This is a genomic window from Aeromonas aquatilis (genome assembly GCF_054052405.1).
In genome coordinates, this window is sequence record NZ_JBSTYP010000019.1 from 50690 (window position 1) to 70421 (window position 19732).

The 19732-nt window shown below is 60.1% G+C and carries 18 protein-coding genes; 7 read left to right on the top strand and 11 right to left on the bottom strand.

What is annotated here, in order from left to right:
* Positions 1–205: 205 nt before the first annotated feature.
* A complete protein-coding gene (locus ACW5W8_RS09560; protein WP_498627548.1) occupies positions 206–1444 on the bottom strand; it encodes a uracil-xanthine permease family protein in 1239 nt (412 codons plus the stop codon).
* A gap of 305 nt (positions 1445–1749) precedes the next feature.
* Here ACW5W8_RS09560 and ACW5W8_RS09565 point away from each other — a divergent pair, with 305 nt between their 5' ends.
* Positions 1750–3096, top strand: coding sequence for a Hint domain-containing protein (locus ACW5W8_RS09565; protein ID WP_498627550.1), 1347 nt, complete (start codon positions 1750–1752; stop codon positions 3094–3096).
* A complete protein-coding gene (locus ACW5W8_RS09570) occupies positions 3093–3434 on the top strand; it encodes an RT0821/Lpp0805 family surface protein (protein WP_064335766.1) in 342 nt (113 codons plus the stop codon). Before ACW5W8_RS09565 ends, ACW5W8_RS09570 begins: the two co-directional genes overlap by 4 nt.
* Positions 3435–3523: 89 nt before the next feature.
* Here the strand turns inward: ACW5W8_RS09570 and ACW5W8_RS09575 are convergent, their stop codons facing one another.
* Positions 3524–5239, bottom strand: a complete 1716-nt coding sequence (locus ACW5W8_RS09575) for an NAD-dependent malic enzyme (RefSeq protein WP_064339679.1) — start codon at positions 5237–5239, stop codon at positions 3524–3526.
* Positions 5240–5600: 361 nt separating this feature from the next.
* On the opposite strand from ACW5W8_RS09575, the gene ACW5W8_RS09580 reads away from it, so the two are divergent.
* Positions 5601–6278, top strand: a complete 678-nt coding sequence (locus ACW5W8_RS09580) for a substrate-binding periplasmic protein (RefSeq protein WP_498627552.1) — start codon at positions 5601–5603, stop codon at positions 6276–6278.
* Between the two features lie 87 nt (positions 6279–6365).
* Here ACW5W8_RS09580 and ACW5W8_RS09585 read toward each other — a convergent pair whose 3' ends face one another.
* Positions 6366–6776 carry a DNA breaking-rejoining protein gene (locus tag ACW5W8_RS09585; RefSeq protein ID WP_498627554.1) on the bottom strand — a complete coding sequence of 137 codons (411 nt, stop codon included), beginning with the start codon at positions 6774–6776 and terminating at the stop codon, positions 6366–6368.
* Between the two features lie 171 nt (positions 6777–6947).
* Between ACW5W8_RS09585 and ACW5W8_RS09590 the strand changes: the two genes are divergently transcribed.
* Positions 6948–8096 carry a response regulator gene (locus ACW5W8_RS09590; protein WP_498627556.1) on the top strand — a complete coding sequence of 383 codons (1149 nt, stop codon included), beginning with the start codon at positions 6948–6950 and terminating at the stop codon, positions 8094–8096.
* A gap of 72 nt (positions 8097–8168) precedes the next feature.
* Here the strand turns inward: ACW5W8_RS09590 and ACW5W8_RS09595 are convergent, their stop codons facing one another.
* The 8 genes from ACW5W8_RS09595 to ACW5W8_RS09630 form a co-directional block, all read right to left on the bottom strand.
* Entirely contained in the window at positions 8169–9140 is a 972-nt protein-coding gene (locus ACW5W8_RS09595) for a formate dehydrogenase subunit gamma (protein ID WP_498627558.1), read from the bottom strand.
* Positions 9137–9763: a formate dehydrogenase FDH3 subunit beta gene (gene fdh3B, locus ACW5W8_RS09600; protein ID WP_005334799.1), complete on the bottom strand. Its 627-nt coding sequence runs from the start codon at positions 9761–9763 to the stop codon at positions 9137–9139. The genes ACW5W8_RS09595 and fdh3B overlap by 4 nt, the downstream gene beginning before the upstream one ends.
* A gap of 4 nt (positions 9764–9767) precedes the next feature.
* Positions 9768–12644 (bottom strand): formate dehydrogenase subunit alpha, encoded by a 2877-nt coding sequence (locus ACW5W8_RS09605; RefSeq protein WP_498627560.1) that lies wholly within the window; start codon positions 12642–12644, stop codon positions 9768–9770.
* A gap of 23 nt (positions 12645–12667) precedes the next feature.
* Positions 12668–12871: a transcriptional initiation protein Tat gene (locus tag ACW5W8_RS09610; protein ID WP_005303194.1), complete on the bottom strand. Its 204-nt coding sequence runs from the start codon at positions 12869–12871 to the stop codon at positions 12668–12670.
* 101 nt (positions 12872–12972) lie between these two features.
* Positions 12973–13590, bottom strand: a complete 618-nt coding sequence (locus tag ACW5W8_RS09615) for a TorD/DmsD family molecular chaperone (RefSeq protein WP_075114851.1) — start codon at positions 13588–13590, stop codon at positions 12973–12975.
* A gap of 10 nt (positions 13591–13600) precedes the next feature.
* Positions 13601–15373: a 4Fe-4S dicluster domain-containing protein gene (locus ACW5W8_RS09620; protein ID WP_498627563.1), complete on the bottom strand. Its 1773-nt coding sequence runs from the start codon at positions 15371–15373 to the stop codon at positions 13601–13603.
* A 103-nt stretch (positions 15374–15476) separates the two neighbouring features.
* A complete protein-coding gene (locus ACW5W8_RS09625; RefSeq protein WP_498627565.1) occupies positions 15477–16076 on the bottom strand; it encodes a DUF3306 domain-containing protein in 600 nt (199 codons plus the stop codon).
* Positions 16069–16635, bottom strand: coding sequence for a DUF3305 domain-containing protein (locus ACW5W8_RS09630; RefSeq protein ID WP_498627567.1), 567 nt, complete (start codon positions 16633–16635; stop codon positions 16069–16071). The genes ACW5W8_RS09625 and ACW5W8_RS09630 overlap by 8 nt, the downstream gene beginning before the upstream one ends.
* 894 nt (positions 16636–17529) lie before the next feature.
* Here ACW5W8_RS09630 and ACW5W8_RS09635 point away from each other — a divergent pair.
* The 3 genes from ACW5W8_RS09635 (at position 17530) to ACW5W8_RS09645 (ending at position 19693) form a co-directional block, all read left to right on the top strand.
* Entirely contained in the window at positions 17530–17808 is a 279-nt protein-coding gene (locus ACW5W8_RS09635; protein WP_429017745.1) for a hypothetical protein, read from the top strand.
* A 145-nt stretch (positions 17809–17953) separates the two neighbouring features.
* Positions 17954–18811, top strand: a complete 858-nt coding sequence (locus ACW5W8_RS09640; protein ID WP_421291482.1) for a formate dehydrogenase accessory sulfurtransferase FdhD — start codon at positions 17954–17956, stop codon at positions 18809–18811.
* A 15-nt stretch (positions 18812–18826) separates the two neighbouring features.
* Positions 18827–19693: a substrate-binding domain-containing protein gene (locus ACW5W8_RS09645; protein ID WP_156993509.1), complete on the top strand. Its 867-nt coding sequence runs from the start codon at positions 18827–18829 to the stop codon at positions 19691–19693.
* Positions 19694–19732: the final 39 nt, after the last annotated feature.

The window sequence follows — 19732 nt, forward strand, 5'->3', positions numbered from 1 at the left end:
TCGAGGAGACCTCAGAGCCAAGCCTGTCCTTTAGCTAAGGTCACGAAAAGAGATACGTCAAATGAGAATGCTAACCCCCTCATCTGCTTCCAGATTAGATTCCAGATGAGCTCCGTCGAACCGAAAAGTGGCGCTAGATACTCGAAAAACAGAAGGCCACCGCGAGGTGGCCTTCTCCAAATCAACGATGAACGTCTGGTGGAACTCAATCCTTGGCCGCGTCCATTACACCCTCTTCGGAGTGCGCAGGCAGGATCAGGTTGAGCAGGATGGCGGCAACAGAGGCCAGGCCAACACCGGCCAGCGCGAAGTCGCCAATCTTCATCTCCAGCGCACCGACACCGACGGTCAGAGTCACGGCGACGATGGCGATATTCCGTGACAGCCCCAGATCCACCTTGGATTCCACTAGGGTCTTGAGACCGATGGCAGCGATGGATCCGAACAGCAACAGCATGATACCGCCCATCACCGGCATCGGGATGGAGGTGAGCAGCGCATTGAACTTGCCGAAGAAGGCCAGAATGATGGCAAACACGGCAGCCCAGGTCATGGTGATCGGGTTGAAGTTGCGGGTGAGCATCACGGCCCCAGTCACTTCGGCGTAGGTGGTCACGGGTGGGCCACCGATGAAACCGGCGAAGCATACGCCAATACCGTCACCGGCCAGAGTACGGTGCAGGCCCGGGTTCTTGGTGTAATCCTGTCCGGTTACCCCACCAATCGCCAGCACGCCACCGATATGTTCGATACAGGGGGCGATGGCGACCGGCAGCATAAACAGGGCGGCAGCCCAGTTGATCTCCGGGGTTTCGAAGTGGGGTAGCGCCAGCCAAGGGGCGTTCACCATGCCATCGAAACTCACCTGGCCCATGAAGACCGCCGAGACATAACCGGCGATGACGCCGCACAGGATGGGGATCAGCTTGACCCATCCCTTGCAGAACACCGCAGCAATCAGGGTCACCGCCAGCGAGATACCGGCCAGCGTCAGTGCAGTCCCCGCAGGTACTACCTGCTCACCACCGGCACGGCCCATCGCCATGTTGCAAGCAACCTGCGCCACGGAGAGGCCGATCACCATGATCACCGGGCCAATCACCACAGGGGGCAGCAATTTGTGGACAAAGCCCATCCCTTTTGCCCGGATCAGCGCAGCCAGAATGAAATACATGAAACCGGCGGCAAACAGGCCAAACATGGTGGATGGCAATCCCCAGGTCTGGGTGGCGTAGATGATGGGGGCGATGAAGGCAAAGCTGGAGCCGAGGAAAATCGGGACCTGGCGGCGGGTGCAGAGCTGGAACAACAGGGTGCCCACACCGGCGCCAAGCAGGGCCATGGAGGGGTTCAATCCGGTGAGCAGCGGCACCAGAACCATGGCACCGAAGGCAACAAACAGGATTTGCAGCCCGGCGACACTTTGCTTGACTAAGGAAAACATGGATGTCCTTAATTTTTTGATAACTGATGGGGATATTTATCACTTTTCAGTTATCACAAGACTTTTTCAAGGCACGAAATGAACACAAATGCGTCACTTGTTACCTTTTACTGCTTGGGAAGGGCATGAAACTGGCTTTTTAGGCGGGATTCGTTGCTACAAGCATCGAGTATGCGATTTTACGCATTATTGTGACGAACGCCAATCGTTTTTCAATCATGTTTATTGTGTTCATGGTCAGAAATGCCGCCATCAGAGGACGATCTATAATGGATCCCGTGAACCAAGATGGACAAGGAGTCCCCATGTCACAGCCCCCATTCAAAGCCAGCCAGCGAAGACTACTGATCGGCTCGGCTATCGCACTCGCCCTGTTTGCGAACCCGTTCAGTTATGATTTCACCCACAATGAGTGGCAAATGAATCAGGCCTATGCCAAGTCCTGCTTTATCGCCGGTACTCGCATCACGATGGCCGATGGTTCCACCCGCCCCATAGAGACGCTCCGGGCCGGTGAACGGGTGCTGGATCAGCACGGCGGCAGTAACCGGATCATGGCGGTCGAACGGGTCATACTGGGCCAGCGCAGACTCTACGGGATCAATGATCTGCCCCCGTTCTTTACCGCAGAGCACCCTCTGCTGACCACGCGGGGCTGGGCAGCCATCTCACCGGCCATGACCCGAACCGAAAACCCGCAACTGGTGGTGCTGCCGCTATTTACCGGCATGCAGATAATGTGTCGCCCGGCACCTGTCATGGTGACGGGCAATCTGGCCCTACAACCCCAGCCGGAATTACTGCTGGTTGAGTCACTCTGCTGGATAGAGGCGCCTCCCACTACCGCACTCTTCAATCTGCTGCTCGATGGCAGCCACAGCTACATCGCCAATGAGCTGATCGTTCACAACAAAGATGGCGATGGTGGCAGTGGTGGTGGTGACAGCGACGGAGGCGGTGGCAGCGACAGCGGCGGTGGCAGCAACAGCGGCGGTGGCAGCAACAGCGGCGGTGGCAGCAACAGCGGCGGTGGCAGCAACAGCGGCGGTGGCAGCAACAGCGGCGGTGGCAGCAGCAGCGGCGGTGGCAGCAACAGCGGCGGTGGCAGTGATAACGAGAGCAGCAGCCACGATAATCAGGGTCAGGGCGAGCATGCCGGCGGAGAGCAGCATGGTGGAGGTGAACGGCATGCTGGTGGAGAAAAACATGCAGGGGGAGAACGCCATGGTGGTGGCCGCGGATTTGGCAATGGCGTTGATGACAACGGTGTGGATGCCATCGATGCCAACGGCAACAAGCTCAGAGGTGACGGCACCATCGATGACAACGGCGTGGATGCCGTCGATGCCAATGGCAACAAGCTCAGAGGTGACGGCACCATCGATGACAACGGTGTGGATGCCGTCGATGCCAATGGCAACAAGCTCAGAGGTGACGGCACAGTCGATGACAACGGTGTGGATGCCGTCGATGCCAACGGCAACAAACTCAGGGGCGATGGCTCGGTCGATGACAACGGTGTGGATACTGTCGATGCCAACGGCAACAAACTAAGAGGTGATGGCACGGTCGATGATCGCCAGCAAGTGCTTACTGATGAGCAGGAGCGGGCGCTGCTCAACAACGGTTTTCGCCAACAGGGGCAACCATAATGCGATATCTGTTACCACTCCTCCTGCTCGGCCTCGCTGGCTGCGCCACGGTCGACACTCCGCCGCTTTACCATCAAATGGATAAGGCAGATGTTCAACTGGCCAATCAGGCCCTTGCCAAGGCACTGGAAACCCGCACCAAAGGGCAGAGCCTCACCTGGTTCAATCCGGCTAATCGTCACTCGGGTAGCGTCACCCCGCTACGCACCTTCCGCCATACCAGCGGGGAGTGGTGTCGCGACTATCGCGAGCAACTCTATATCGGCAAGGCCAGCCAGCAGTGGCAAGATACCGCCTGCCGCAATCAGCAAGGGCGCTGGCGGCCATTGCGAACTTAGTGAATGCCACGGGGGATAAACGAAAGGGGGTAGCAGCGCTACCCCCTTGTCATCTTTACCGACCCGTTATCCGAGCAGTGAATACGCGGTTATACCCGACGATAAGGCAGATAAACCGGCTCCCACATGTGGTTGAGGATATGCTGCTGCAGATCCTGCCCGATCAGCGGGTGGGAGGGATCCCGGCGCACGATATCCTTGAGCACGGCGGTCGCCACATGCACCGAGATGCTGCGCAGCTCGCGAATGCGGGGATAAACGGCCCCTTTAGCCAGATCCACCTCACTCACGCACTCGGCCAGCGCAAAGGCGGCAGTAGTGAAGACATCGGGTGTTATCTCGCGGATCTGGCTGACGATGGCCGCCAGACCCACTCCAGGGAAGATAAAGACGTTGTTGCCCTGCCCGACCCTGAACTCCTGCCCCTCGTAGCTCACATCCTTGAACGGACTGCCGGTTGCAACGATGGCTTTGCCCTTGCTCCAGCGGTAGATATCTTCCGGCAGCGCTTCACAGTTGGCGGTGGGGTTGGAGAGCGGGAATACCATGGGGCGCTCGCAATGCTGCAGCATCAACTGGATGTGCTCTTCCTGGAAGGCCCCGCCCGAGCCACTGGTACCCAGCAACACGGTAATGGGCACATGACGCAGCACATCGGCCAAATTGGCCTTGCCGGGCACCTCGGTATCCCAACCCGCCAACAACAGCCCTGGTTTGGCGTAGCGACGCTTGTACTCGTCGAGCCCGTCCCGGTTGTCGCACACCAGCCCCTGGGTATCCAGAATGTAGATGCGATCACGGGCCGCCTGCGGATCCATCCCCTCACGGATCATCCCCGCGCAGATCTGATCCGCAACGCCAACCCCGCCAGCGCCGGCACCATAGACCAAATAGTTCTGCTGGCCCAGGGTCTCCCCCTTGACCTTGACTGCACCGATAATACCGGCCAGCACCACGGCACCGGTGCCCTGAATATCATCGTTGAATGACGGCAGTGCCTGCTGGTAACGGGCCAGATTGTTGAAGGCATTGGATTTGCTGAAGTCTTCCCACTGCAGCACCGCATTGGGGAAGTGACGCTTGACCCCCTGCACGAACTTGTCGATGAACTCCTCATACTCCTTGCCACGGATCCGCTTGTGGGGGCGGCCCAGGTACATGGGATCATCCAGCAATTTCTGGTTGTCGGTGCCGACATCCAGCGCGATAGGCATGCAGCAGGCGGGGTGAATACCGGCACCCAGGGTATAGAGCGCCAGCTTGCCGATGGGGATCCCCATGCCGCCAACGCCCTGATCGCCGATCCCCAGAATGCCCTGGCTGTCGGTGACGACTATGATGCGGATCGATTTGGCATCGAAGTGACGGGCCTGACTGCCCATGTCATCCACGTTGTCCGGGGTGATGTAGAGGCCGCGCGGCTTCTGGAAGCGGTGGCTGAACTCCTGACACGCCTTGCCGACGGTCGGGGTGTAGATATAGGGGGTCATCTCCTCCACATGGCGAGACAACAGGGCATAGAAGAGGGTCTCGTTGCGATCCTGCAGGGCTCGCAGGTTCTGGTACTTCTCGATATCGCTGCAAGCGCTCTTGAACCCCTCATACACTCGCTCGAGCTGGGCTTCAAACGTTTGCACCTGAGGCGGCAGCAAACCATCGAGATCAAAATCGGCCCGCTCCTGTTCGGTAAAGGCTGTGCCCTTGTTGAGGTATCGATTGTTAAGCAGATCAGTGCCGGTCAGTGCAACGGGGCGAAAATCCTGTCCCTGTGCATCTTTCCACAGCAGATATTGTCCGGTAGCCATAGTCATTCTCTTTGATTTACGTGAAATTGCCGTTCGGCAGGAGAGCAAGACTCATAATGAAATCAATCATATGACGTTTACTCGATCGGTTTTGTGAGCTTGGGCATACCCTGCGGCCAAAATAGGCGCCCGGCGACCCCGGCGCGACAAATTTCCACGGCAAGGAATGAGACTCATGTTAGCATTGCGGGCAACCCAGCCCCTTTCACCGCATCACAGCCGGGAGTGACCTGATGCCCTCGCCTCTGCCAGCCTGCGTCCCCTTCTTTCTGCCATGCGCCTGATCCCGCTGCTTGCTCTGTGGTTGTTTCTGACCTGCCAGTCGGCTCTCGCCGCACCGGGCCAGGTGCTTAACATCATCGTGGGTGAATGGCCCCCTTTTGTCTCCGAGCAATCAAAACAGCACGGGCCAGTGGCCCACCTCATCAGCGATCTGTTCAAGGAGGCGGGCTATGAGGTGAAGTTCCACTTCGCCCCCTGGGGTCGGGTCTATTCACTGGCCGCCAACAGCCAGCTCTACGACGCCACCGCCGTCTGGATGCACAAACCGGAGCGGGAGCAGGATTTTCTGTTCAGCGAAGCGGTGTTGCAGGAGCAGTTTGTCTTCTTCTCCCTCAAATCACGGCAACTGCAGGCCGAGCGCCTTGAGCAAATCATCGGCATGCGGTTGGGGGGCGATATCGCCTACAGCTACGGGCCCGATCTGGACAAGATGGTGGCCGATGGCAAGGTGAGCCAGCAGCGGGTTACCGACGTGAAGCAGAATTTCGGCAAGCTGCTGCGCGGGCGGATCGACCTCTATCCGCAAGAGCTGCGAGTCGGTCTGGCCGAGTTGCAGAGCCAGCTCGCCCCCGCCAGCGCGGCACTCATCACCCACAGTCAGACCCCTTTTCTGCGCAACGACAGCTTCGTGATGTTCCCGCGCAAGATGCCAGATTCAGCCAAACTGCGGGATCAGTTCAATCAGCAGTTAAAGCAGGCCATCGCTAGCGGACGTTATCAGCACTACTTCGAGCGACTGGCCCGGGGGGAATATTGACCTGGGCGAGGCAAAAACAGAGGGGATAAAACAACGGTGGCGGCCCTTTGTGGCCGCCACCTCTGTGATGCTTGTCAGCGGCTGGCATTAGCCGCTGATGCCCACCTCCAGCTTGAACGGCGTCTTGGCCTTGCTGCTCTCGGCCGCCCCCATCTGGTAGACCCGAATGGTATAAGTGCCCTTGGCGGGCAGGGTCGCCTCAAAGTTGTTCCCGTCACGAGAGCCAACAAAGATCGCCTCCCCCTTGCTGCCCGGCGGCAGAATATTGAAGTAGGGCTTGCCGGTCAGGATCACCACCATGCTCTGCCCCTTGTTGGCGGTCAGCTTGTAATCAAGGGTCTGGTTACCTTGAATGGTGCCGTTGATAGTCGCCCCTGTCTCCCCCTTCTTGAACTGCACCTGCTGAGTTTTGATCCCGTCAGCAGCCTGCACTGACCAGGCTGAAACTCCGCCCAGCAACCCGACAGCACATACCGCAGCCAACAATGCTTTTTTCATATTCACACACCCTACTATTGAAACCATACTGGCTTACTAATACACATTTTCTGCGGTCCGCTGACGCGCAAAAATCCATCTGGATTACCCTACCCCCTCATTTGTAAACCTGCAAAGGGGACGAACAACTATGCTAAAGATTGAGCCCATAGCACAGCACTACACTACGGTATGCCAAACAGTAACACTATAAACAACATTCTGATTGTCGATGATATGGCCTCCAACCGCTATATCCTGCGCAGCCTGCTCGAAGAGGAGGGCTATCAGGTGCGGGAAGCTGAAGATGGTCAGCAGGCCGTTGCTGCTGTAGCGCAAGCCACGCCCGACCTGATCCTGATGGACATCAACATGCCGGTGATGGATGGCTACGAGGCGTGCCGCCGTATCAAGCAACAACAGGGGCACTGGGGCTTACCCGTCATCTTCATCAGCGCCAACAGCGAGATCAGCGCCCTTGAGCAAGCCTTTCAGGCGGGTGGCTGTGACTATGTCTCCAAGCCGTTCCACCAGCTTGAGGTACTGGCCAGGGTGCAAAACCAGTTGCGCCTGCGGGAGCTAGGACGCCAGCAGGCCAAGGTGCAGCTCTATCAGAGCCTGTTTCAGCTCACCGCCGGCATCGCCCACGAGATCAACACGCCAGTCGGAGTTGGCATCACCGCCTCCAGCCTGATCCAGGGAGCCGGCGATCTGCTGGCCAATGCAGTAAAAAACGGGGTACTGGGCCAGCGCCTGCTCAACCAGCAACTGACCGATATCAAGGAGGGCACCGAACTGGTGGAGTCCAGCCTGCGCCGAGTCGCTCTGCTCATCACCCGCTTCAAGGAGCTGACCCAGGATCAGGCCGAGCTGGATGCCAATACCTTTTCGGTGCAGGAGAGTGTGCAGAAGCTGCTGCTGGCCTTCTTGCCCGAGCTGCAGATCGCCAAGGTCAGTTACCATCTGGACGGCAACCAGGTCACCCTGACAGCCCCCGAATCCCTGTTTCTGGACCTGATCCAGGAGCTGATCAAAAACAGTCTGGATCACGCCTTTCAGGGCGCCGGAGAGCACAGTTTCACCATCCATATCGGGCAGCATGAGGGCTCACTGCTGCTCACCTACAAGGATTCCGGCCCCGGCATGCCCGCCGACAAGTTGCCCCGGCTGTTTGAACCCTTCTTCACCACCCTGCGCGGCAACGCCAATCACTGCGGGTTGAGTGCCTGCCGGATCCACAATCTGGTCGAGAACAACCTGCACGGCTCGGTCAATGTCACCAGTCCGCCGGGTGAAGGTCTCTGCTACGAGATCCAGCTCCCGCTCAAACCGACGACCTGATGCAGCAAGCTCAATGAATTGAACAATGGAAGGGGCGCCGCAGCGCCCCTTCTCTTTACTCTTCATCGACCATCAGCTTGATTTACCCGTCTTGGGCTCATCGAGAGTGTGTTTTACCTCTTCATACCAGAGGTCGTGGTGCTCCTTGGCCCAGGTCTCGTCCACCTCGCCGGTCACCATCCCCTCCAGCGCCCCTTCCAGCTGGAACAGGCCCATGTAGATATGGAAGATAAAACCGCAGATAAGGATCAAGGCGCCGACGATATGGATGAAACTGGCCCACTCCATCTGACGGCGCAGCTGGCCGAAGATGGGGAAGTCGAGGAACAACCCAGTCGCCACCACAATGCCGCCAAACCAGATCAGCAACCAGAAGATCGCCTTCTCGCCGCCGTTGGAGAATCCCGCCGAGGGGTGACTCCCCTTGTGGGGGCCCAGCATACCGCCCGCCTTCATAAACCACTGCACATCCACCATATTGACGATGTTGTGGCGGAACCACTTGATGAGCACCCCCATCAGGCAGAGGAAGAAGAGCGGTCCCACATAGTTGTGGAACACCTTGGCGAACCAGATCCAGTTCTCCCACACCCCGATACTCACCACCGGCTTGATGAAGTACTTGCCGTAGATGATGGCAAGCCCCGACCCGGATAGCGTCAGGAACATGGCCGCCGTGGTCCAGTGCAGGGCTCGATCCAGCCTGCTCCAGCGCTTGAGCTTGCGCCCGGTGCGCGGTTTGGAGAGCTTGGTCTGCCCCACCACCAGGTACATCAGGCCGCACATGGCCAAGGATCCAAAGATAGCGATGGCACCGAGCGGCGACACCCACTTGGTCTTCACCTCGAACCAGAGCTGGCCGGGTACCGAGATAAGCACTCCGTGCTCCGGCGAGCGGGAGGTGGTTGTCCCCTCCTGCCCATCCTTCACCGCTCGCCAATAATCGGCGCCAGCAAACCCGATCGCCTCCTGCTCGGCATCGGCGAAGCTTGCCGTACTCACCAGCAGCAAGGCGGCAAACAGGGCCATTAGCCAGGTTTTCATGCCGCCCCTCCCTGCTTGTTCAGCTTGCTGGCGTCGTGGAACAGCTCATCGCCATTACCCCAGGCCGCATCCTTGGCACCACGATAGGCAACCCGCTCGCGGAAAATGTCGGAGATCACCTGCGCATCCCCCGCCAACAGCGCCTTGGTGGAGCAGAGCTCGGCACACATGGGCAGCTTGCCCTCGGCGATGCGGTTGGCACCGTACTTCTGGCGCTCCGCTTCGCTGTGATCCTCTTCCGGGCCGCCGGCACAGAAGGTGCACTTGTCCATCTTGCCCCGATCGCCAAAGGCGGCGGTTTTCGGGAACTGGGGGGCACCGAACGGGCAGGCGAACAGGCAGTAACCGCAACCGATGCAGAGATCCTTGTTGTGCAACACGATACCGTCATCGGTGTGATAGAAGCAGTCGGCCGGGCAGACCGCCATGCAGGGGGCATCGGTGCAGTGCATGCAGGCGACCGAGATGGAGGTCTCCCCCGGCAGGCCGTCGTTGAGGGTCACCACCCGGCGGCGCTGGATGCCCCACTCCAGGGCATCGTCGTTCTCGTTCTTGCACGCCGTCACACAGCCGTTGCACTCGATGCAGCGCTTGGTGTCACACATGAATTTCATTCTGGCCATGGGATCAGGCTCCTACTTTGCGAAAACGGCACAGGGTGACCTTGGTCTCCTGCATCTGGGTGACCGGGTCATAACCATAGGTGGTGACTATGTTGACCGACTCCCCCAGCACATAGGGATCAGACCCTTCCGGATATTTGGATCGCAGATCCTTGCCCTCGAAGTGGCCGCCGAAGTGGAACGGCATAAAGGCGAGCCCCGGTTTGACCCGCGGGGTCACCAGTGCCTTCACCTTGACCCGGCCCCCTTCCGGCCCCTCGACCCACACATCCTGACCGTCGCGCACGCCGACATCGTTGGCATCCGCCGGGTTCATCTCGACAAACATCTCCTGCTGCAATTCAGCCAGCCAGGGGTTGGAGCGGGTCTCGTCGCCGCCCCCCTCGTACTCCACCAGACGGCCGGAGGTGAGGATGATGGGGAACTCCTTGCTGACGTCCTTCTCCTGCACCGAGGCGTACTGGGTCGGCAGGCGCCACAGGCTCTTGGCATCTGGCCAGGTGGCGTAGTCGGCCAGCAAGTCGCGACGCGGGGTGTAGAGCGGCTCACGGTGCTTGGGCACCTGATCCGGGAAGGTCCACACCACGCAGCGCGCCTTGGCGTTGCCGTAGGGGACGAAGCCGTGCTTGATGGCGACCCGCTGGATGCCGCCGGAGAGATCGGTCTTCCAGTTCTTGCCCTCGGCCTCTTTCTTCTCGGCCTCGGTCAGCTCATTCCACCAGCCAAGCTGTTTCATCAGGTCGGCAGTGATCTCGGGATAGCCATCTTCCACCTCGCTCCCCTTCGGCCAGGAGTCTTCGGCGAGCAGCGAGACGCCCTGATACTCGATGCCGAAGCGGGCGCGGAAACCGCCGCCCCCTTCCGAGACCGGAATGCTGGTGTCGTAGAGGATATGGCTGCCGGGGTGTTTCATCTCAGGGGTGCCCCAGCAGGGCCAGGGCAGACCGTACACTTCGCCGCTGACCGGGCCACCTTCGGCCTTGAGGTTGGTCTTGTGGAAGGTTTGCCAGTTCTGCTGGTGCGCCTTGAGCCGCTCCGGGCTCTGGCCGGTGTAGCCCACGCTCCACATGCCGCGGTTGTATTCGCGGGTGATGTCTTCCAGCAGTGGCTGATTGTTCTCTACCTTGATGTGCTTGAAGAGCTCATCGGCAAAGCCGAGCTTCTTGCTCAGGAGATACATGATCTCGTGGTCGACTTTGGATTCGAACAGGGGGTCTATCACCTTGTCGCGCCACTGCATGGAGCGGTTGGTGGCGGTGACGGAACCATAGGTCTCGAACTGGGTGGTGGCCGGCAGCAGGTAGACGCCGTCGGTGCGATCGTTCATCACAGAGGCGACGGTGGGGTACGGGTCGACAATCACCATCATGTCGAGCTTTTGCATCGCCTTCTTCATCTCGGGGCCGCGGGTCTGGGAGTTGACCGCATGGCCCCAGTAGAACATGGCGCGGATGTTGGAGCCCTGCTCGATGAGATCGGCGTTCTCCAGCACCCCGTCCACCCAGCGGGAGACCGGAATGCCGTTGTTGTTCATCGGCAGCTTGCCGTTGTAGGCCTTGTTGTCGAAGCGCGCCTTGATCCACTCGTAGTCCACGTCCCACACCCGGGCCCAGTGCTTCCAGGAGCCCTCTTCCAGCCCGTAGTAGCCGGGCAGGGAGTCTGAGGTGACGCCAAAGTCAGTGGCACCCTGCACGTTGTCGTGACCACGGAAGATGTTGGTGCCCGCCCCGCTCTTGCCCACGTTGCCGAGGGCCAGTTCGAGGATGCAGTAAGCGCGGGTGTTGTTGTTGCCGGTGGTGTGCTGGGTACCGCCCATGCACCAGACCACGCAGCCAGGGCGGTTGTCGGCCAGCAGTTTGGCGGCGCCATAGACCTGCTGCTCGTTGAGGCCGGTCACCCGCTCCACTTCGGCCGGGGTCCAGCGCGCCACCTCTTTTTGCACCTCGTCCATGCCGTAGACGCGGGTGCGGATGAACTCTTTGTCTTCCCAGCCGTTTTTGAAGATGTGCCAGAGCATGCCCCAGATAAAGGCGACGTCGGTGCCCGGACGCAGGGAGAGGTACATGTCCGCCTTAGCGGCGGTGCGGGTACGGCGCGGGTCGACCACCAGGATCTTGCAGCCGTTGCGCTCTTTTGCCAGCAGGATGTGCTGCATGGCGACCGGGTGGGCCTCTGCCGGGTTGGAGCCGATAAACATGATCGACTTGCTGTTGTGCATGTCGTTCAGGCTGTTGGTCATGGCGCCGTAGCCCCAGGTGTTGGCGACGCCAGCGACCGTGGTGGAGTGGCAGATCCGCGCCTGGTGATCCACGTTGTTGGTGCCCCACAGGGATGCCATCTTGCGAAACAGGTAGGCCTGCTCGTTGGAGTGCTTGGCGGAGCCGAGCCAGTAGACGCTGTCGGGGCCGGACTCCTTGCGCAGGCGCAGCACCTCATTGCCCACCTCTTCGATGGCCTGATCCCAGCTGATGCGCTGCCACTTGCCTCCCACCAGCTTCATCGGGTACTTGAGGCGACGCTCACCGTGGCCATGCTCGCGCAGGGCCGCCCCCTTGGCGCAGTGACCGCCAAGGTTGAAGGGGTGATCAAAGGCCGGCTCCTGACCGGTCCAGACGCCGTTTTGCACCTCGGCATAGATGCCGCAACCCACCGAGCAGTGGGAACAGATGGTGCGCTTCACCTCGACCGGCACCCCAGCAGCCACGGTTTTGGCCTCGGCCCGCTGCATCATGGCAGGGGCCAGCCAACCGGCGGCCACGGCGCCACCGGCTACCAGACCCGAGTTGACCATAAAGGCGCGGCGGGTCAGCCCCTGACCGCGAATGGCCTCATTGCCCTGCTCGCCCGCCTGGGGCTGCTCGGCACGTTTTGTCAGTTTCATGAGTTCTCCTTCACTGATCCGGCTCAGTCGGTGCCGCGCAGGGTGCGATAAAAGTCGTGAACATGGGGGGTCTCCCGATAGCCCTTGTCAGGCTCGGTGTCGTGGGTCAGCACCTCTTTGCCCACCACCCGACCGGTGGCACCGGCCAATACGCCTATGGTGGCGACCACGCCAACTCCCTTGATCAGATTGCGGCGGGACGGGTCTTTCAGCTGTTCATCGCTCATTCTTGTGACCTCTGTTTTTGTAATGTCCGGCGCCTGCGCGCCAGCTTCGCGTCCAATGGGATATCTCGTCTGTTCGTTTTGTTGTGGGTGGTTCGGGGCATTCAGCCCGGCACCACGCAGGCGCCAAACGGCAGGCGCAATTCGTTTTCCAGCTTGAAGAAATCTTCGGCAAGGGCGCCGACCGCCCGGTAGAAGCTGCCCCCTTTCGCCTGTTGCTGATCGCGGCAGCAAGCGAGTACCCAGGGGGCAAGGTGGCGCTCATAGAAGCGGTTGCGCTCCGGATGCTGCTCGGCAATCAACACCGCCATCACCTCACACAGGGCGGCGAGATGATCTTCCGGCTCGCACACTCCGCTCTGGCGCTCGAAACCGAGGGACTGCAGATCTGCACGCAGCACCGCCAGCGGCAGCTCCATCAGGGAGCCGGTGAGATACCAGGAGGCAAACGGCACGATCTCCCCGCGCCCCAGCCCGATAAAGAGATCCTGATACTCCTCGGCAAGCTCGTTTTCGTGGTGGCTACTGGCCGCCAGCTGCACCAGCCCCAGCCCTCTGGCAAAGGGGCCCGGCATCGGCTGCAACCCTTGCAGCCAGGCGAGCTGTTCGCCACGGGGGGCGGCACGCCAGAGGCTTGCCAGCAGGGCGTAGAGATCGGCGCTGCTCTGTTCCAGTTCGGTCATGGTCAGTTCGCCAGCCTTTTCGTTATGTTGTTCACTCATCACCGCCCCCTCACACCTTGAGCTGGGAGACGGGATCCGCCGCCAGCGCCGCAAACACGTCCTTGACCCGACACTCCTCGCACATCAGCAACCGCTGGGCGGCCTCGTTCTGGAAGTGGGAGTGACCGGCCAGTTTTTGCTGGATGCGGCGGATCATCGAGGCGGGCGCGAACGGCTTGCCGCAGCGAATGCAGCAGGCCGCCTCTTCGGCTTTGAGGCTCTGCACTGCGCGGCGCGCCTCGGGCACCGGTTGCAAGCGGGGCACCAGCACAATGGCCTGCTCGGGGCACGCCTTTTCGCACATGCCGCACTGGATGCAATCCTGCTCGATAAAGTTGAGGCCGGGCGTGTGCCCAACCGCATGCAGGGCGCGGCTCGGGCAGACCGCCACGCAGCCCATGCAGAGGGTGCAGTCTGCGTCTTTCAGCTCCACGCTGCCGTAAGGGGCGCCGTGGGGCACCGCCAGCGGCTCGCGGCTCCCTTCGTTGGCCTGCCAGAGGGCATCGAAGGCGGCAAACAGGTTTTCCCGTTTGTCCCCTTTCAGCGGCTTCTCCAGCAGGGCAAGAGCTGGTTCACCGGAGATCGGCTTATCTTGTTCGGCATCCGGGTTAAACAGGGCGATGCGATCGGTAGCAAGCCCAGCGCCCGCCAGCAGCACTGTGGCGCTGGCCAGCTCCCGCTCAACCAGCGCACGGACGCTTTCGGGGGCATCGTCACCGAGCGCAATGCGCACCGCGCTGGCGCCGTAGGTGAGAGCGGCCAGCCAGCTCTCTATCCCCAAACTCGCACTCTCCTCCACCCAGACTGGCAGCCAGTTGGCAGGCAAGCGGGTAAGTTCGGCTTCCACCCATTCGCGCTCGTTTTCACCGGCGATCAGCAACTGCGGCGCTTCGCCGCCCGCCTCCCGATAATGCTTGAGCAAGCGCAGCAGATAGTCGCCGCTGGTGTTGGCATCGGGCTGGTGATAGGCAATCGCCCCGGTCGGACAGGCAGAGGCGCAGCTGCCGAAGCCCTGACAGAGATGGGGATCGATCTGGATGCGACCATTGATTGGCTTGAGCGCATCGGTCGGGCAGACATCGAGGCAGCGGCTGCAACCAGGCACGCCGCGGGCGGTAAAGGCGCAGGCCTCGGGGTCTAGGCGAAAATAGCGCGGCTTGTCGAAGATACCGGTCAGTGCGCAGATCTCGGCAAGCCGTTCGGCCAGCCCTTGGTCATCGGCCAGATGCAGATAACCGACCGGCGGACGCTCCAGCGCAAAGAGCGGGGCGCGGCCCAGATCGGCCACCAGATCGAAGCGCTGCTCCCGTGACTGTTCACTAACAGCAGCCGCTTGTTGTGGAAAGCCTTGCGGTGGGAAGCAAAGCGCCGCCAAGTTAATCCGCTCACCCTGCCCATTGAGGCCGGTGAGCTGGAACTGGCCCAGATACCCTGTCAGGCTCGGCTCGCGCAGGGTCAGGGCCGAGAGGGATGCGGTGGCATCGAAAATGGCTTCGAGATCGGCCGCCTCGGCGTCATAAACGGATTCGGTCACCAGCGGGGTCGGCATCACGCCTTGGGGCAGCAGGCTGGCGGCGCGGCGAATGCGATCTTCCGGGCCGACCAGCAGCAAACGCCCCTGACTCTGGTAAGAGACAATGGCTGGGATCAGGTTATCGGTCTTGACCGTATGCTGCAGGGCATAGGCACGGGCGCGCACGTTATGCGCGGCCGCCCCCGCCCCATGGGCAAGATTGGAGGCCAGATTTGGGTCCAGATTTGGCAATGTTTGTTCAGTGCTCACATACGCTCCTGTGCGCACCACCTCATGGGATGGGCGCTTGTTGGTAAGCCGAGAGAGCAAGAGGCGAGCCAACTCCCCCGGAAAAAAAGTGACTGACAGGGAGTCAGGATCCTGAGGGTTCCATTCCCGTACTTCTGGTTGGGACATTTTGTCCACCAGAGGAAACCAAAATGTCCCGATCGTTGGTGTGGTTTTGAGAATGGTTATCAGCCAGCTCGTGCGGCTCGGCGGCAGGTTCGCTGGCAAGCGCCACCGGTTCAGCGGATCCGCTGGCCGGATTGACCGATTCGCTCTCCGGGGCGGTTACCTGATCCACCAGCCAGTTGCGCAGGCCAGCGGTCAGGGCCGCAGGCAGCAATTCGGGCTGGCTGAAATCCTGGGTGTAGTCGTCGAGCCCATCCGGCTTGTGGCTGCGAAACATGGCCCGCAGCGCCTCCTTGTCGGGGAGTTTGGCCTTGCCCGGCTGAGCCGTTGTTAGCAGCGGCTCGCCACTCTCGGCCCTCTCAACGGCAAGGGATTCACAGCTCCCCTTGTCAGTGCTGACTACGGGGCTATCCAGCGCGGTATCTGAGATTTCACCTTCACCACTACCTTCGATGGGGGCGGCAACCGCCTCGGGAATGGCCTCTTCCCGTGGCTGCAATGCCTGATGCTTGCGCGCCTCACTCTTGCGAGACGACCAGCGTTTGAGGAACTCACTCATGGGCGCGATTTCCGCTGTCACGGCCACGCTCGCGGCCATCGGGGCCGGTGGCTTTAACGGCGCCACAGCTGGCTTGATCTTGGCTATCGACACCGAGCTGATCCTGCGCCCGCCCCTTTCCCTTCTTGCCCTTGCGACGGGCCTCCAGCAGCTCGCCGTGACGACCGATAAAGGCTTCTACCCAGGCTTGCAGCGCCTCGGGCAGCGGGCAGGAAAGCACCTGCCGCTCGCCATCCATATAGGCGGCGGCCACGGTCTGGCTCAGGGTGAGGCCATCGGCCACAAAGCCTGTGTCCACGCGGCTTCCGGTGACACTTCCGGTAACAAAAAGGCGAGGCGAGCCGGAGCTCAAATTGAAGCGATAATCCCCCCGCTCGTCGCGAAACAGGGTAAGGGGCAAGGCACCGGTGGCCTCGGGCTCGGCGGGATGGAGCGCCGCAATCTCGAAACGGCGGCTCTGCCAGCGGCCAACCTGGCTGTCGATGGCCTTTAACTCCAGTTGCAGCCAGCGCTGCGGGGGCAAGGTATTGGTGGTGTCTTGCACTGTCACGGCTCCCATCAGAAGGTCTATACCGGGCCGCCCTCTCCCGTGATCCACCCCGTTCGGGGCGGATTACGGCAGGATCTTCAGGGCGACCACGGCCATCAATGGGATAAGACATAGCAAGAGTGGGGCCAAGGCAGGTTTGGTGGTGGATGGAGGCTTTAATGCGGGTTGGCGCGTTGTGCGGGATATGGATCGGCGCGGGCGTAGGTTGGTGCAGAGCGCAGCGAAGCCCAACATGCGAGATGAAGCTTTAAGGGCTCAGCAAAAAATGTTCTTTCGCCGGGTTGAAACCCTACTCAACTGACCCCAGTTAGTTATGGCCGTGACTACCCGCGGCAAACAGGTAATTCAGGCGTCCCTCATATCTGAGAGTTTGAGATATGACGAGACGCAAGAGAACAAATCCCAAATTAAATGAAAGTAAGCATTCAAAATCTAAGTCTGAGAAAAATAATCACGGAAAAAATGACGGCAGAAACAATGTTTCATGGCCGCAAATCGTGAAATATGAACTCAAACGATGGGCTGTCCGTGAGGTCATTAGCTATCTCTGGCAGCAAATCAGAGACTCTTTATGAATGCTTAGGCTTTGCAGCCTGGCCGGTTACGAAGTCTCAACCAGAGGAGCGTTTATTGAATAAACAGTGACGCAAATGCTCAAATGCGCGAGCACACCGAACTGAAAATGAACAAGTGATTAACTACTTCAATTCAATGCAGTATCAAGCTTGGTAACTAACGTCATGACAAATGTAATGTCGAATAATTGGTTAATAGCTGAGTTCTGATATCTGTTTAACTGGAGGAGACGCCAAATCTTCCAGTTGAGGTTAAGTCGACTGAAGCAGCGGTGGACTTATACGTAGGGTAGATTTTTACCAAAGAGACATGATACTGGGATGGTAAATGGAACTAGTGGTCACCGACCGCTCTGGTAATCGAACTCCACTGAATCTCGATGAACTACATCGAGTTATGGATTTGATTATTCTAGACCTAGGGATTCCAAGTCCTTGGGGACTACAAGATCAACATCCTGCGAAACCGCTGGGATGGTGGTTAGCCTATTTCCGAATTGTCAGTCTTGAAGGGAAGTTACGCCATGAAACGATACATGAGCCGCCTTTTCTCTTTGGTTTAGCAAAACTGCTTGAGGTATCGTCTGGGCAGGTTCGGCCACCTTAAAACATATTTGGATACTCACCTTTTTTTGTATGTCACTTAGCTCTTCTTTTTCCCACCTCGTTTTCCTACCTCGTTCAAAAATAATCTGGAACAAAACTTGCTGTGTCCCTCCCCTTAAATCCCGGCAACCGGTCGCGAGGGGCCCATGACACCGACCTTTATCAAAAGCAATGCCGCAGCCCAGCTCACCATGGCCGTCGAGGTGATGGATGAGCAGGGCACAATGAACACCCGCCAAATCGCCTGTGAGCGGCCACTGACGGTCTACCTCAACTGGAAGGAGATCGTAACCCTGATGACGCTGGGTGCCCGTCCCGAGGCACTGGTGCTGGGTTATCTGAAAAATCAGGGCTTTATCGAGGATATTGCAGCCATCGAGTCGGTGATCGTCGACTGGGAGAGCGAGGCCGCCGCCGTGGTGAGCAGCCAGCAGGCCGCCGATCTCGACAAGTCACTGGAGAAGAAGACGGTCACCTCCGGCTGCGGTCAGGGCACCATGTATGGCAGCGTGATGAAAAAACTCGAAGGGGTGGTCTTGGCGGCGCCTGAGCTTAAACAGAGCACCCTCTACGCCCTGCTCAAGGCGCTGTCAGCCCATAACGAAACCTACAAGATGGCGGGTGCCGTGCATGGCTGCGCCATCTGTCGCGGCAGCGAAATCCTCTCCTTTGTCGAGGATGTGGGGCGCCACAATGCGGTGGATACCCTGGCGGGCGAGCTTTGGATGCGCGGCGAGGCTGGCCACGACAAGATCTTCTACACCACAGGGCGACTCACCTCGGAGATGGTGATCAAGGTGGCACAAATGGGCATTCCGGTGCTGCTGTCGCGCTCCGGCGTCACCCAGATGGGGCTGGATCTCGCCCGCCAGCTCGGCATCACCATGATTGCCCGCGCCAAGGGGCGCCATTTCGAGGTATTCAGCGGTCACGACCATATGGTGCTGGACGAGAAGCCGCCGGTGCTGGCGTCCAGTCCGGCTGGTCGCGGGATGCGGGATTAAGTCATGAACGAGTTTATGAACGTGAAGCAGGTGGCGGAATACCTCGATCTCAACGAGAAGAAGGTCTACCAGCTCGCCAACGAGGCGCGCATCCCCGCCACCAAGGCGACCGGCAAGTGGCTGTTTCCCCGCTCCCTGCTCGACCGCTGGCTGCTCGGCAGTTGCCACGAGGGGGTGATGAACGACCGGCTGCTGCTGGCAGGCTCGGACGATGTGCTGCTGCACTATGGTTGCAGCACGCTTGCGCGGCAGCTCGGCACCCAGGCGCTGGTGGGCTACACCCCGTGCGGCACCCGTCAGGGGCTGGCGATGCTGGCGCGCGGCCATGTGGAGATCGTAGCCATCCACTGGGGGCAGGCCGAGGAGGCGCACCTGCGCCACCCGGCGCTGGTGCAGCAGTATCAGGGCCACCGGCAATGGGTGATCGTTCATGGATTCAGGCGGGTGCAGGGGCTGGTGCTGCGGCAGGGGCTGCAACCCAAGGAGGCGAAAGAGGCGCTCGACTGGCGCTGGGCCATGCGTCAGGAGGGGGCCGGCAGCCAGCGCGCCCTGCAGGAGTGGCTGCAAACCCAGGGGGAGTCGCTGACCCGGCTGGAGCGCACCCTCGAGGTCAACAGCGAGCGGGAGCTGGCCGCCGCCATCAGCCGCGGCGATGCGGATGTCGGGCCCGGTGCCCAGAGTACCGCCACCGAGTTTGGCCTCGGCTTTATGCCGCTGTCGCAGGAGTGTTTCGATCTGGTGATGCCGCAGGGGGTCTTCTTTCGCACCCTGCTGCAACAGCTGATCGGCTGGCTGCAATCCCCCGAGGGGCGCGAGCTGGCGGCCCGCCTCGGCGGCTATGACCTGACCCAAAGCGGCAAGCTGGTGTGGAGCCCGCAGTAAATAACCACTCACCCACCGACAAAACAGCCCGCCAACCAT

What these genes read in the sequence shown, in the direction of transcription:
- ACW5W8_RS09560 (WP_498627548.1), bottom strand. Translation starts at nt 1,444, where the DNA reads ATGTTTTCCTTAGTCAAGCAAAGTGTCGCCGGGCTGCAAATCCTGTTT.
- ACW5W8_RS09565 (WP_498627550.1), top strand. Translation starts at nt 1,750, where the DNA reads ATGTCACAGCCCCCATTCAAAGCCAGCCAGCGAAGACTACTGATCGGC.
- ACW5W8_RS09575 (WP_064339679.1), bottom strand. Translation starts at nt 5,239, where the DNA reads ATGGCTACCGGACAATATCTGCTGTGGAAAGATGCACAGGGACAGGAT.
- ACW5W8_RS09585 (WP_498627554.1), bottom strand. Translation starts at nt 6,776, where the DNA reads ATGAAAAAAGCATTGTTGGCTGCGGTATGTGCTGTCGGGTTGCTGGGC.
- ACW5W8_RS09590 (WP_498627556.1), top strand. Translation starts at nt 6,948, where the DNA reads ATGCCAAACAGTAACACTATAAACAACATTCTGATTGTCGATGATATG.
- ACW5W8_RS09595 (WP_498627558.1), bottom strand. Translation starts at nt 9,140, where the DNA reads ATGAAAACCTGGCTAATGGCCCTGTTTGCCGCCTTGCTGCTGGTGAGT.
- fdh3B (WP_005334799.1), bottom strand. Translation starts at nt 9,763, where the DNA reads ATGGCCAGAATGAAATTCATGTGTGACACCAAGCGCTGCATCGAGTGC.
- ACW5W8_RS09605 (WP_498627560.1), bottom strand. Translation starts at nt 12,644, where the DNA reads ATGAAACTGACAAAACGTGCCGAGCAGCCCCAGGCGGGCGAGCAGGGC.
- ACW5W8_RS09610 (WP_005303194.1), bottom strand. Translation starts at nt 12,871, where the DNA reads ATGAGCGATGAACAGCTGAAAGACCCGTCCCGCCGCAATCTGATCAAG.
- ACW5W8_RS09615 (WP_075114851.1), bottom strand. Translation starts at nt 13,590, where the DNA reads ATGAGTGAACAACATAACGAAAAGGCTGGCGAACTGACCATGACCGAA.
- ACW5W8_RS09625 (WP_498627565.1), bottom strand. Translation starts at nt 16,076, where the DNA reads ATGAGTGAGTTCCTCAAACGCTGGTCGTCTCGCAAGAGTGAGGCGCGC.
- ACW5W8_RS09630 (WP_498627567.1), bottom strand. Translation starts at nt 16,635, where the DNA reads ATGGGAGCCGTGACAGTGCAAGACACCACCAATACCTTGCCCCCGCAG.
- ACW5W8_RS09635 (WP_429017745.1), top strand. Translation starts at nt 17,530, where the DNA reads ATGGAACTAGTGGTCACCGACCGCTCTGGTAATCGAACTCCACTGAAT.
- ACW5W8_RS09640 (WP_421291482.1), top strand. Translation starts at nt 17,954, where the DNA reads ATGACACCGACCTTTATCAAAAGCAATGCCGCAGCCCAGCTCACCATG.
- ACW5W8_RS09645 (WP_156993509.1), top strand. Translation starts at nt 18,827, where the DNA reads ATGAACGTGAAGCAGGTGGCGGAATACCTCGATCTCAACGAGAAGAAG.